This is a genomic window from Methylovorus menthalis (genome assembly GCF_020523625.1).
GTDB classification, from domain to species: Bacteria; Pseudomonadota; Gammaproteobacteria; order Burkholderiales; family Methylophilaceae; genus Methylovorus; species Methylovorus menthalis.
Window position 1 is genome coordinate 808,746 of sequence record NZ_JAJAQH010000006.1, and the last position, 12,476, is coordinate 821,221.

The 12,476-nt window shown below is 56.0% G+C and carries 12 protein-coding genes; 5 read left to right on the forward strand and 7 right to left on the reverse strand.

Going from position 1 to position 12,476, the window contains the following annotated elements:
- Positions 1-52 precede the first annotated feature (52 nt).
- The 5 genes from pqqB to LG204_RS09640 all read left to right on the forward strand — a co-directional run bounded on the left by pqqB (position 53) and on the right by LG204_RS09640 (position 4,568).
- Complete coding sequence (gene pqqB, locus LG204_RS09620) at positions 53-970, forward strand: pyrroloquinoline quinone biosynthesis protein PqqB (protein ID WP_230337064.1); 918 nt, start codon at positions 53-55, stop codon at positions 968-970.
- Positions 971-1,011: 41 nt separating this feature from the next.
- Complete coding sequence (gene pqqC, locus LG204_RS09625; protein WP_230337065.1) at positions 1,012-1,743, forward strand: pyrroloquinoline-quinone synthase PqqC; 732 nt, start codon at positions 1,012-1,014, stop codon at positions 1,741-1,743.
- Positions 1,718-2,002 carry a pyrroloquinoline quinone biosynthesis peptide chaperone PqqD gene (gene pqqD, locus LG204_RS09630; RefSeq protein ID WP_230337066.1) on the forward strand — a complete coding sequence of 95 codons (285 nt, stop codon included), beginning with the start codon at positions 1,718-1,720 and terminating at the stop codon, positions 2,000-2,002. The genes pqqC and pqqD overlap by 26 nt, the downstream gene beginning before the upstream one ends.
- Before the next feature lie 48 nt (positions 2,003-2,050).
- Positions 2,051-3,238 (forward strand): pyrroloquinoline quinone biosynthesis protein PqqE, encoded by a 1,188-nt coding sequence (gene pqqE, locus LG204_RS09635; RefSeq protein WP_230337067.1) that lies wholly within the window; start codon positions 2,051-2,053, stop codon positions 3,236-3,238.
- Positions 3,239-3,359: 121 nt separating this feature from the next.
- A complete protein-coding gene (locus tag LG204_RS09640) occupies positions 3,360-4,568 on the forward strand; it encodes a multidrug effflux MFS transporter (RefSeq protein WP_230337068.1) in 1,209 nt (402 codons plus the stop codon).
- A gap of 93 nt (positions 4,569-4,661) precedes the next feature.
- Here LG204_RS09640 and recQ read toward each other — a convergent pair whose 3' ends face one another.
- The 7 genes from recQ to LG204_RS09675 form a co-directional block, all read right to left on the reverse strand.
- A complete protein-coding gene (gene recQ / locus LG204_RS09645) occupies positions 4,662-6,491 on the reverse strand; it encodes a DNA helicase RecQ (protein WP_230337069.1) in 1,830 nt (609 codons plus the stop codon).
- Positions 6,492-6,665: 174 nt separating this feature from the next.
- Positions 6,666-6,989: a ferredoxin FdxA gene (fdxA, locus tag LG204_RS09650; RefSeq protein WP_230337070.1), complete on the reverse strand. Its 324-nt coding sequence runs from the start codon at positions 6,987-6,989 to the stop codon at positions 6,666-6,668.
- A 111-nt stretch (positions 6,990-7,100) separates the two neighbouring features.
- Complete coding sequence (gene cysN, locus LG204_RS09655) at positions 7,101-8,399, reverse strand: sulfate adenylyltransferase subunit CysN (protein ID WP_328441607.1); 1,299 nt, start codon at positions 8,397-8,399, stop codon at positions 7,101-7,103.
- A gap of 72 nt (positions 8,400-8,471) precedes the next feature.
- Positions 8,472-9,407 (reverse strand): sulfate adenylyltransferase subunit CysD, encoded by a 936-nt coding sequence (gene cysD, locus LG204_RS09660; RefSeq protein ID WP_230337072.1) that lies wholly within the window; start codon positions 9,405-9,407, stop codon positions 8,472-8,474.
- Positions 9,408-9,424: 17 nt separating this feature from the next.
- Positions 9,425-10,195, reverse strand: coding sequence for a phosphoadenylyl-sulfate reductase (locus LG204_RS09665; protein ID WP_230337073.1), 771 nt, complete (start codon positions 10,193-10,195; stop codon positions 9,425-9,427).
- Entirely contained in the window at positions 10,192-10,812 is a 621-nt protein-coding gene (locus LG204_RS09670; protein ID WP_230337074.1) for a DUF934 domain-containing protein, read from the reverse strand. Before LG204_RS09670 ends, LG204_RS09665 begins: the two co-directional genes overlap by 4 nt.
- A complete protein-coding gene (locus LG204_RS09675; RefSeq protein ID WP_230337075.1) occupies positions 10,805-12,475 on the reverse strand; it encodes a nitrite/sulfite reductase in 1,671 nt (556 codons plus the stop codon). The genes LG204_RS09670 and LG204_RS09675 overlap by 8 nt, the downstream gene beginning before the upstream one ends.
- Position 12,476 lies beyond the last annotated feature (1 nt).

Below are 12,476 nucleotides of genomic sequence, written 5' to 3' on the forward strand. Positions count from 1 at the left end.
CTGGACATTAAAATAAAGACCCCGAATCCAGTTTTGAGAGAGAAGAACAAGCATGCAAATACATGTACTAGGCGCTGGCGCTGGCGGCGGCTTTCCGCAGTGGAACTGCAACTGTCCCAATTGTGATGGCTTGCGCAAAGGCACGATCAAGGCCAAACGTCGTACCCAATCTTCCATCTGCGTGAGTGGTGATGGCATCAACTGGGTATTGTTCAATACCTCCCCCGATATTCTGCAGCAAATCCAGGAATTCCCGCCTTTGCAGCCTGCCCGCGCAATTCGCGATAGCGGCATTGTGGGCATTGTGCTGATCGACGCACAGATTGACCACACCACGGGCTTGCTGATGTTGCGCGAGGGCCAGGTGAAGCGTGAAATCTGGTGTACCGACATGGTGTACCAGGATCTGACCACGGGTAATCCTTTGCTGAATATCCTGGGGCATTACTGCGGCGTCAATCATCATCCGATTGCGGTGGATGGCCAAACTACCTTTGAAATCCCTGGCGCTGCCAACCTGCGCTTTACTGCGGTCGCCCTCAAAAGTGCGGCACCACCTTATTCCCCGCATCGCAACGATCCGCACCCGGGTGACACCATCGGTGTGCTGATCGAAGATACGAAAACTGGCAAGAAGTGCTGGTATTCCCCCGGTCTGGGCGAGATTGAGCCGCACCTGCCTCCGTTGCTGGAACAGGCCGACTGCATCATGGTGGATGGCACATTCTGGACCAACACCGAAATGATCGACATGGGCCTGATGACCAAGACAGCCCGCAGCATCGGCCACCTGCCACAGTCAGGCGAGGGCGGCATGATGGAAGCCTTGTCACCCTACAAAAAATCCCGCAAGGTGCTGATTCACATCAACAATACCAACCCGATTCTGCGTGAGGACTCCGTCGAGCGGGCCGAGCTGGAACGTCACGGCATTGAAGTTGCCTACGACGGTATGGATATCCTTTTATAAAACATCAGGCTATAAAAATACCAAGATAGACGGAGATCATCATGAGTGCACCATGGAGTCGTGAAGAGTTTGAGGAAAAACTGCGTGAAAAGGGCAAGGGGTACCATATTTACCATCCTTTCCACGTGATGATGTATGAAGGCAAGCTCACCCGTGAGCAGCTGCAATGCTGGGTGGCCAACCGCTTTTACTATCAGATCGGAATTCCGCAAAAAGACGCGGCCATCATGTCCAACTGCCCGGACAAGGAAATCCGCAAAGGCTGGATACAGCGCATCATCGACCATGATGGTGATGGCACCGCCGAAGGCGGCATTGAAGCCTGGATCAAGCTGGGCGAGGCCGTTGGCCTGACGCGTGAGGACGTGACCTCGCTGCGCCTGGTCAGTCCTGGCGTGCGCTTTGCCGTGGATGCCTATATCAATTTTGCCCGTCAGCGCCCATGGCAGGAATCGGTGTGTTCATCGCTGACCGAGCTATTTGCACCGCACATCCATCAGCAACGCATCAGTTCCTGGCCCAGCATGTATCCTTGGGTGAAGGAAGAAGGCCTGATCTATTTCAAGAAGCGTCTGACCGAAGCCCGTCGCGATGTGGAGCAGGGCCTGGCGGTGACGCTGGACTACTTCAGCCAGACGCGCGAAATGCAGGAAAAGGCGCTGGATATTCTCCAATTCAAGCTGGACGTGCTGTGGGTCATTGCTGACGCCATCATGCTGGCCTCTACTGATATTAAGGTTGAAGACCGTGACTACCTCCGTCAACCCCGCTGATATTTACAGTCTGGCCCGCCACTACCGCTTCCAGTGGGAAGAGGCGCAGCAATGCTATGTGCTGTTGTTCCCTGAGGGCATGATCAAGCTTAACGGCGGTGCCGGTGAGGTGATCAAGCGGGTCGATGGCAGCAAAACGGTGAGTGATATTGTTGCCGAACTGCAGCAGGCCTTCCCGGATGCACCGGATATTGAATCTGACATTCTCGCCATGCTCCAGCTGGCGCTTGAAAAAGCCTGGCTGGAAAAACGCAACTAATGTTTAAAAACTTAAGGTTGCAAAACTAAGGTTGCAAGGAGCGTTATCATGACCACCATAGGCAATAACGGCGTCGCCGCCTCCAAAACCAATACCCAGCCTTTGTGGCTGCTGGCCGAAGTCACTTATCGCTGCCCGCTGCATTGCGCGTTTTGCTATAACCCGACCGACTACGACAAGCATACCCAGAACGAGCTGACCACCGAACAGTGGATACAGGCGCTGCGCGATGCCCGCAAAATGGGGGCGCTGCAACTGGGTATCTCTGGTGGGGAGCCCCTGTTGCGCGATGATATTGAAGACATCGTGCGCGAGGCACGCCAGCTGGGCTATTACAGCAACCTGATCACCTCGGGTGTGGGCCTCACGGAAAAACGCATACAGGAATTCAAAGAGGGCGGGCTGGATCATATCCAGCTCTCCATGCATGACATTACCGAAGAGATCAATAACTTCATCACCAACACCAAAACCTTTGAGCTGAAGAAAAAGGTGGCGGCCATGATCAAGGGCCACGGCTACCCCATGGTGCTGAATGTGGTGATCCATCGCTACAACATCGGGCACATAAAAGAGATTCTGGAGATGGCTGAAGCGCTGGGCGCGGATTATGTCGAGCTTGCCAATACGCAGTACTACGGCTGGTCGTTGATCAACCGCAGCCAGCTGATGCCGACCAAGGAACAGATTGATCATGCCGAGATGATCACCAATGAGTTCCGCCAGAAGGTCGGCAACAAGATGAAGATTTTCTTCGTGGTGCCGGATTACTTCTCGGATCGCCCCAAGAAATGCATGAACGGATGGGGTGAGGTATTCATGATCGTGACTGCCAATGGCGATGTCTTGCCTTGCCATTCGGCCCGCGTATTACCGGGCATGGCATTCCCCAATGTGCGCGAGCATGGCCTTGAGTGGGCATGGAAAGAGTCGCCCGCCTTCAATAAATACCGTGGCGATGACTGGATGAAAGAGCCATGCCGCAGTTGCCCGGAAAAAGAGAAGGATCTGGGCGGTTGCCGTTGTCAGGCATTCCTGCTGTCAGGCGATGCAGAGAGCGCCGACCCGGTATGTACGCTGTCTCCCAATCACCATCTGATTGAAAAAGCGATTGAGGATGCCAAGAACCCGCAATTGCAGGCGCAGCCGATTGTCTTCCGCAACGACAAGAACTCGCGGCGCATTGCGGCTGGCGAAGCCCCCGAACTGGTCAAGGAGTTTCATGCCTTGCCATAACACCATGGCGAGTCACGATTGGTAATCGTCTGGGTCAGCATGGCCAGTCAAAAAAGCGCGTTGCTCCCCAACGCGCTTTTTTGTGCGCCACTGATGTCATTCCCCTCATATAATTGCCCACATGCATAAAGCCTCTGCTCTTACATTGTCATTCCTGCTGGCTGGCCTGGCTGCGCTGGCGCCATTTACCATTGATACCTACCTGCCAGCATTTCATACGCTGGCACAGGATTTTCATACCGACAATCTGGCCATTCAGCAGAGCCTGACGGCCTATCTGCTGCCGTATGCCTTGATGACCCTCTGGCATGGCGCCATTTCAGATGCGATTGGTCGCTTGCGGACGATTTATATCGGGCTGGGTATCTTTACGCTGGCATCTATCGGCTGTGCGTTTGCCACCAATGTGGAAACCCTATGGTTTTTCCGGGTGATACAAGGGCTATCCGCGGGCGCTGGCAATGTGGTGGCGCGGGCCATGGTGCGCGATCTGTTTGAAGGCGTGATGGCGCAGCGGGTGATGGCGCAATTGCAGATGATGTTTGGCCTGGCGCCTGCAATCGCGCCCATCATGGGGGGCTGGCTGCTGGGTATCCACTGGCAGGCCATTTTTGTGTTTCTGGCTTTGTATGCGGTGCTCGCCATGCTGTGTGTGCAGCGCTGGCTACCGGAAACCATGCCGCCCGAAAAGCGCCGTCCACTCTCTGTGCGGGCGGTTTGGCAGGGCTATTCTCAGGTATTTGGTGATATGGAATATCTGAAACTGGTCGTCGCTGTAGGCGCCAATTTTGCTGGTTTTTTTGTCTATGTGCTGGCGGCGCCGGTATTTCTGGTCGAGCACCTTGGTCTTGGGCCGCAGCAGTTTGGCTGGATGTTCATCCCTACTGTTTGCGGCATGATGCTGGGCTCTTACCTGGCCCGCCACAGCGCTGGTCGCTACAGTGCGCATCGCATCGTTTGTCTGGGATATGGCTGGATGGCGATGGCCGCCATCTTGAATCTGCTGGTGTGCTGGCTGCTGCCGCCGCAGCCTTTATGGAATATCGCCCCCATTGTGCTCTACAACATTGGCTCGGCACTGGTGTTGCCTAACCTGTCGATTGCCGCGCTGGACCGCATGCCCAAATTGCGCGGCACAGCATCGTCTGGCCAGGCATTCATGCAGATGTTGCTGGCAACCGTCTCTGCCGGATTGCTCATCCCCTTGCTTTGGCATCATCCTGCCGGGTTGGCCTTGGGCATGGCTGGCTATCTGCTGCTTGGGTTCCTGGCCGCGCGCGCCAGCCTGGTTTGGTCTCCACCGGACAACCCCCTCAATCAGGCGAAGTAGCCTGTTCTCGCCAAGGTTTATCTGGCGTTTACGTCACGAGTGTAGCTAATGATTGGTATGCCAATAACGCCGGAGGATAGGCATACCGGATGCTTAGGCGTTGTCTTCCAGCACTTTCAGGAAGTCGTCTCCGTAGCGTGCCAGCTTGGCTTGTCCCACGCCGCCTATCTGCCCCAGTTCGGTCAGGCTCTGCGGTTTGCGGTTGAGAATTTCCAGCAAGGTGCTGTCGTGAAAAATGACATAAGGCGGCACGCCTTGCTCCTTCGCAAGTTCCATGCGCTTGGCGCGCAGTGCTTGCCATAAGGGATCATCCTGCGCGCCCGCAAAGGCTTCCTTGGCCCGGGAGCTGCGCTCGGCCTTGCTCATGCGGTTGCCTGCGGGCGTCGGGTCCTGACGTTGCCAGACTTCACATTCACCGCGCAATACGGGTCGCGCTGCCTCGGTGAGGCGCAGGCCGCCATAAGCGGCAATATCCACCTCGAGCAGGCCACTGGCTGCCAGCTGCCGAAATACGCTGCTCCATTGCGCCACGCTGTATTGCTTGCCTATGCCAAAGGTACTGACTTGCTGATGGTTGAATCTTTGTACTTGCGGTGTCACTTTGCCAATCAGGATGTCAATCAGGTGGCCCGTGCCAAAGCGCTGCCCGGTGCGATACACGCAGGAAAGCGCCATGCGGGCAGCTTCGGTGGCATTCCAGGTGTCAGGGGGCGTCAGGCAGTTGTCGCACTGGGCACAATCGCCAAGGTGCGCTTCGCCAAAGTAGCGCAATATGCCCTGGTGGCGGCAGCCGGTAGCTTCGCAAAAGCCGAGCAGGGCATCCAGTTTCTGCCGTTCCACGCGTTTGCGTTCTTCCGGCGCATCGCCCGAGTCCAACATTTGCCGCATGGAGACCACATCGCCCAGCCCATAGGCCATCCAGGCATTGGCTTGCAGGCCATCGCGCCCGGCGCGGCCGGTTTCCTGGTAATAGCTTTCCATGCTTTTCGGCAGGTCCAGGTGCGCCACGAAGCGCACATTGGGCTTGTCTATGCCCATGCCAAAGGCGATGGTCGCCACCATGATGATGCCTTCTTCGCGTAGGAACTGGCGTTGATGCTTTTCTCGCGTCGCGGCATCGAGGCCAGCATGGTAAGGCAGGGCATTCCAGCCGCGGCTTTGCAGCCAGGCGGCGGTTTCATCCACCTTGCGACGCGAAAGGCAATATACAATCCCTGCGTCATTGGGGTGCTCGGTTTCGAGGAATTGCTCCAGCTGCTGGCGCGCATTGTTTTTCAGCACGATGCGGTAGCGAATATTCGGCCGGTCAAAGCTGGAGATGAACTGGCGGGCATGCTCAAGGTTAAGCCGCTCGATGATTTCGGCGCGGGTAGGGGCGTCGGCCGTGGCGGTGAGCGCTACCCGTGGCACATCGGGGAATCGCTCATGCAATATCGTGAGCTGGCGATATTCCGGACGGAAATCATGCCCCCATTGCGATACGCAATGCGCTTCATCAATGGCAAATAGCGCAAGGCCGATGTGCGCCTGCACTTCGTCCAGCAATGACAGAAAGCTGCCGAGCATCAGGCGTTCCGGAGCGACATACAGAATCTTGATATCGCCCGAAAGGATGCGCTGCTGCAGTTGATAGGCGGCATCCGCCTGCAGGCTGGAGTTGAGAAAAGCAGCCTCTACGCCAAGCTGCTGCAATGCCTCGACCTGATTTTGCATGAGCGCGATCAGCGGCGAGACGACAATCGCCAGGCCGGTACGCAACAGCGCTGGAATCTGATAACACAGCGACTTGCCGCCACCTGTGGGCATCAATACCAGCGCATCGCCACCTTGTGCCAGATGTTCAACGACGTCTTGCTGGGGGCCTCGGAACTGGTTGTAGCCGAAGATGCTTTCCAGTACCTCTTGGGCGTTTTGATTACTCATGAGGGCACTATCCGTGATGTTGCGGGTGTCATGCGTAAACGGGTAAGCGGCGACGAATTATACCTGGCTGGCTTGGTGACGCTTGCCCAAGGTGGCGTGCCAAAAGCAAAAGCCCCAACAGGGGCTTGGCTTTTTTGGCCATGACGGGCAAGGCCTGAAACATCCGGGCTGAAACTATTCGACCAGCAGATCGCGCTTGCCAGCTTTGCCGTTATTGCTGTCAGCGTCAGGCAGTGGGTCCTTGCGGCCAGTGATGGTGGGCCATACGGCAGACAGACGGGCATTCAGGGCGATAAATTCCTGCTGGTCGGCAGGCACATCATCTTCCGCGTAAATCGCTTCCGCAGGGCACTCTGCTACGCACAGCGTGCAATCAATGCATTCGTCAGGGTTGATTGCCAGAAAGTTGGGGCCTTCTACAAAGCAATCGACCGGGCAAACATCCACGCAGTCGGTGTATTTGCATTGAATACAATTTTCAGTGACAACATAAGCCATTCAAACAATCCTCTCAAAATCCCGGCGCTTTTAGACAGACGCCATTATAGTCGATATAAAACGTTATTTTTATTGATAATGCTGATAAGGCAATTCCAGTGAATCGATAAGTTAGCCGGTGATCATGCCAGCGCCCACCGTGTTATTGGTGGACTCATCAATGACGATAAATGCCCCGGTAGCGCGATTGCGGTTGTAGGCATCCACCATCAGCGGCTGCGCCAGGCGGAAACTGATGCGGGCGATATCGTTCATGGCCAGCCCTTGGGTTGGCAGCTCTTCCAGGGTATTCACGTCTACCTTGTAGGCGATTTCGCCGACCTTGGCTTTGGATTCACGCGTGGTGTGGCGAATGATATAGGTGCGGGCAGCTGAGAGCGGGGTTTCCGACAGCCAGCAGACAAAGGCGTCAATCTGCTTGACGGGCTCTGGCGCTGCGCCTGTCTTCACAATCATGTCACCACGGGAAATATCAATTTCATCTTCCAGCAGCAGGGTTACGGATTGCTCAGTAATGGCGGTTGGCAATTGCTCGACGCCTAGCTGGATGGCTTTTACCGTGGAGGTCTGACCGGAGGGCAGGGCGGTGACGGCATCGCCCACGGCGATTTCACCGGATTCCACCTTGCCCATGAAACCGCGGAAATCATGCAATTCAGGATCATCAGAAGCATGCGGACGGCAGACAAACTGTACCGGGAAGCGGAAATCTTCTGATTGTTCAGAGTGAGCAGCAGGCACGGATTCGAGCAAGTCGATCAGTGTCGGGCCGGTATACCAATCCAGGCCTTCGCCACGGTCCACAATCATGTCGCCATTGAGCGCGGAAAGCGGGATGAAGGTGATGTCGTGCCCAGCGCGTTGCAGGCCGATCTGCTCGGCAAATGCCAGGTAATCAGCACGGATACGCTCAAAGACGGCCTGATCGTAATCCACCAGATCCATTTTATTCACCGCGACCACGATGTGTGGAATGCCCACCAGATGCGCCAGATAAGAGTGGCGACGGGTTTGCGTCAGCACGCCTTTGCGCGCATCGATCAGGATGATGGCCAGGTTGGCGGTTGAAGCCGCTGTCACCATGTTACGTGTGTATTGCTCATGGCCGGGCGCATCGGCAATGATGTATTTGCGGGTGCCGGTGCTGAAGTAGCGGTAGGCTACGTCAATGGTAATGCCTTGCTCGCGCTCGGCTTGCAGGCCGTCCGTCAGCAGCGAAAGATCGACCGCACCCATGCCACGTTTCTTAGAGGTTTTTTCCATCTGGGTGAGCGTGTCAGCCAGAATGGTTTTGGTGTCGAACAGCAGGCGACCAATCAGGGTGCTTTTGCCGTCATCTACACTGCCGCATGTCATGAAGCGCAGCAAGGAGTCGTTATGTTGTGGTGTTGTCATGATGTCTACCGTCATTAATTCAGTGATCCGCTAACCAGCCCATATCGGGGCAGTCTCTTGGGGATAGCGCAGGCTATTGCCGCCAGCCTAGAAGTAACCTTCCTTTTTGCGCTGCTCCATCGAGGCATCCGATGTCTGGTCATCCAGGCGGGTGGCTCCGCGCTCGGTGATGGTGGTGGTGGCGGTTTCCAGCACAATCTTGGAAACATCGTCAGCATCACTGATCACGGGGGCCGTGCAGGTGATGTCGCCTACGGTTCTGAAGCGCACCTGCATGGTGATCACTTCTTCGCCAGCCTTGGGCTGGTTGATGACTTCACCCGTGGTCAATGGCACATTGACCGGGAAAATGGAGCCATTGCGCATGACCACGTTACGCTGATGCGCAAAGTAGATGCTGGGCAGCTGCAGTTGCTCGCGCTCAATGTATTGCCAGACATCCATTTCGGTCCAGTTTGAAATGGGGAAGGCACGAATGTTTTCACCCTTGTGGCTGCGGGCGTTATACAGATTCCACAGTTCGGGACGCTGGTTCTTGGGGTCCCATTGGCCGAATTCATCACGGAAACTCATGATGCGCTCTTTGGCACGGGCTTTTTCCTCGTCACGACGGGCGCCACCGATGCAGCAATCAAATCCAAACTCTTCAATGGCTTCCAGCAGCGTCACGGACTGATGCTTGTTGCGTGACTCATCTTCCGATTTCAGCACGACAGTGCCGCGTTTCATGGAGTCTTCCACCGAGCGCACGATCAGGCGTTCGCCCAGCTCGGCAGCGCGCTGGTCACGGAAGTTGACGACCTCTTGGTAATTGTGGCCTGTATCAATATGCATCAACGGGAAGGGGAAGCGGCCTGGGCGGAAGGCTTTTTCGGCCAGGCGCAAGATGCACAACGAATCCTTGCCGCCAGAGAACAGCAGCACCGGATTGGAGCATTGCCCGGCAACTTCGCGCAGGATATGAATGGCTTCGGATTCCAGCCAGTCCAGATGACTCAGGGTTTTCTTGTTCAAGTTTGACATAGTAGTTTCAGTAAGAATTATTTCTTGACGTGCAGGCCGCATTCCTTGGAGGTAGGGTCTTCCCACCACCAGCGGCCAGCGCGGACATCTTCACCCAATGCAACCGAGCGCGTGCAGGGCGCGCAGCCGATGCTAGGGTAGAACTGGTCATGCAGCTTGTTGTAGGGCACTTCATGCAGGCGGATATAGGCCCACACTTCTTTTTCGGTCCAGTCGGTCAGCGGATTGAATTTTTCCAGCTTGTTGCCAGCATCAAACTCACGCAGTGGCAGATCGGTACGGGTGGCAGATTGCTGCGCACGCATGCCGGTGATCCATGCTTTCTTGCCTTGCAGCGCGCGGCCCAGCGGCTCGACCTTGCGCATGTGGCAGCAGGCCTTGCGCAGCTCAATGGATTCGTAAAAGGCATTCATGCCATTGGTCTGCACGTAACGCTCTACGGTTTCAAAACGGGGAAACAGAATCTTGAGCTTGGTGGTGTAGGTGCTTTCCACTTCGGCGATCAGGTCATAGGTTTCAACAGGCAGGCGACCGGTATCCAGCGAGAAAATCTCAATAGGCAAATGCTCGCGGAGAATGATGTCAGTCAACACCATGTCTTCTGCGCCCATGCTGTTGGCAAATGTGACTTCGTGCTGGTCACCAAATTCGGCAACAACCTGCTGCAATTGGCTAAGCAGTACCGCACGCTTGGCGGCCACTGTGGCAGTCAGCTCGTCGGTCAATGCCGGGCGAGTGGCTGGGTTGCTGGCCGCGACGCGCAGCACGGAAAACTCACCGCCGCTCATGGCTGCGAAGCCGGCTGCCGACTAACGCGACGCCATACCGGCTGCTTGTCGTCCACGGCGCCCTGGTAAGGCTGGCTAAAGTCTTTCAGGCTGGCCAAGGCATCTTCTGCCGAACGATCAGCACGAATCAGGTAGCTGTCAAAACCGCAACGCTTGAGGAAGAACAGCTGGTCGCGCAGCACATCGCCAAACGCGCGCAGGGTGTTTTTGTAGCCATGACGGGTACGCAGCAGATTGCCAATCGAGAATATGCGGCCATCGGCAAAACGCTCGACATGCACCGCAATCAGCGGTAGCTGGTTGATATCGTCAAAGGCGCTGACGAGGTCTGCCAGCACTTCGTGCGTGTCCAGCCAGATGGCCAGCTCACCTGCAGTCAGACGCGATTCCAGCTCGGCCCGGCGGGCGATCCACAATGAGAGGGGAACCAGTATCTTGCCAGTGGCTGGAATGACGGTAGCGGCAATCTGCTCTTCGCTGTAGGTTTTTTCGCCAGTCAGCTTGAATAGCACCACTTTGCCAGCCTGCTTGCGCACGGTTTCTTCACCGAGCACGGGCAGTTTGACCAGATTCCATTCGTCTTCAACGATGGAGGTGCCGAGGATGAGATTAGACATGAGCGGCCTCCTTCTTGGCATAAACATGGGCTTTGAACGGTGCCACGCCGATACGGCGCACGGTATCGATAAATCGCTCTTCTTCTGTACGCTCTTGCAGATAGACGTCAATCAGGCGCTGCACGACGCCAGGCATTTCTTCGGCCGCAAACGATGGCCCAATGACGGTGCCAATGCTGGCGTCATTGCCTTGTTTGCCGCCAATGGTGACCTGGTACCATTCGGAGCCATCCTTATCTACCCCCAGAATGCCGATGTGGCCGATATGGTGGTGACCGCACGCATTCATGCATCCAGAGATATTGAGCTCGATATCGCCGATGTCGTGCAGATAATCCAGATTATCAAACTGCTGCTGAATGGCTTCCGCAATGGGAATGCTCTTGGCATTGGCCAGCGAGCAAAAGTCACCGCCTGGGCAGCAAATGATATCGGTCAGCAGGCCAATGTTAGGCGTGGCAAGGCCAGCAGCACGGGCTTGCTCCCAGATGCTGAACAAATCAGACAGCTTCACGTCAGCCAGAATCAGGTTTTGCTCATGCGATACACGCAACTCGCCAAAGCTGTAATTTTCGGCCAGATCGGCCACCACATGCATTTGCTCGGACGTGGCATCGCCTGGCGCGCGGCCATGCGGTTTCAGCGATAGGGTTACCGCACGGTAGCCTGGCTGCTGATGCGCATGCACGCTGCGCTTAACCCAGGCAGCAAAGGCTGGATTGCTGGCAATCGCGCTATCGAAGGAAGCATCATGCGCAGGCAGGGTGTCGTATGGCATCTTGGTGAAATACTGTGCTACACGCTGCAACTCGGCTTCGGTAATGGTGTTAGGGCTGTCTTTCAGGTAGGCCCATTCGGCCTCTACCTGCTTGCGGAATTCGTCGATGCCCAGTGCCTTCACCAGAATCTTGATGCGCGCCTTGTAGGCGTTGTCGCGACGGCCATGCAGGTTGTAGACGCGGATGATGGCTTCGCAATAGGTCAATACATGTTGCCATTCCAGATGTTCACGGATCACCGAACCCAGGATAGGGGTACGGCCCAGGCCGCCACCGACCCATACCTTGATCGCCATCTTGTTCTGGTCATCACGATAGAACTCAAGGCCGATATCGTGCGCCTGCACGATCGCGCGATCCTGCTTGGTGCCGGATACTGCAATCTTGAACTTGCGTGGCAAGAGGGCGAACTCGGGGTGGAACGTACTCCATTGGCGCATGATTTCCGCCACGGCGCGTGGATCAATGATCTCATCGGATGCAATGCCAGCGAACTGATCGGTGGTGATATTGCGGATGCAATTGCCGGAGGTTTGAATCGCATGCATCTGTACGGTCGCCAGTTCGGCCAGGATATCCGGCACGTCTTCCAGCTTGGGCCAGTTCAACTGCAGGTTCTGGCGGGTGCTGAAGTGGCCATAGCCACGGTCATAGCGTGCTGCAATATCGGCCAATTTGTGCAGTTGGCGCGCGGAAAGCATGCCGTAAGGCACGGCAATACGCAGCATGGGCGCGTGGCGCTGGATATAGAGGCCATTCTGCAGGCGTAGCGGACGAAACTCTTCATCAGTGAGTTCACCGGCTAAGTAGCGGCGCGTCTGGTCGCGATACTGCGCAACACGTTCGTCTACGATGGCTTGGTCAATTTCGTCGTATTTATACATG

Excerpts from the sequence above, each read along its gene's own strand:
- cysD (WP_230337072.1), bottom strand. The coding sequence starts at position 9,407 with ATGTCAAACTTGAACAAGAAAACCCTGAGTCATCTGGACTGGCTGGAA.
- pqqB (WP_230337064.1), top strand. The coding sequence starts at position 53 with ATGCAAATACATGTACTAGGCGCTGGCGCTGGCGGCGGCTTTCCGCAG.
- LG204_RS09675 (WP_230337075.1), bottom strand. The coding sequence starts at position 12,475 with ATGTATAAATACGACGAAATTGACCAAGCCATCGTAGACGAACGTGTT.
- recQ (WP_230337069.1), bottom strand. The coding sequence starts at position 6,491 with ATGAGTAATCAAAACGCCCAAGAGGTACTGGAAAGCATCTTCGGCTAC.
- cysN (WP_328441607.1), bottom strand. The coding sequence starts at position 8,399 with ATGACGGTAGACATCATGACAACACCACAACATAACGACTCCTTGCTG.
- LG204_RS09670 (WP_230337074.1), bottom strand. The coding sequence starts at position 10,812 with ATGTCTAATCTCATCCTCGGCACCTCCATCGTTGAAGACGAATGGAAT.
- LG204_RS09665 (WP_230337073.1), bottom strand. The coding sequence starts at position 10,195 with ATGAGCGGCGGTGAGTTTTCCGTGCTGCGCGTCGCGGCCAGCAACCCA.
- fdxA (WP_230337070.1), bottom strand. The coding sequence starts at position 6,989 with ATGGCTTATGTTGTCACTGAAAATTGTATTCAATGCAAATACACCGAC.
- LG204_RS09640 (WP_230337068.1), top strand. The coding sequence starts at position 3,360 with ATGCATAAAGCCTCTGCTCTTACATTGTCATTCCTGCTGGCTGGCCTG.
- pqqC (WP_230337065.1), top strand. The coding sequence starts at position 1,012 with ATGAGTGCACCATGGAGTCGTGAAGAGTTTGAGGAAAAACTGCGTGAA.
- pqqE (WP_230337067.1), top strand. The coding sequence starts at position 2,051 with ATGACCACCATAGGCAATAACGGCGTCGCCGCCTCCAAAACCAATACC.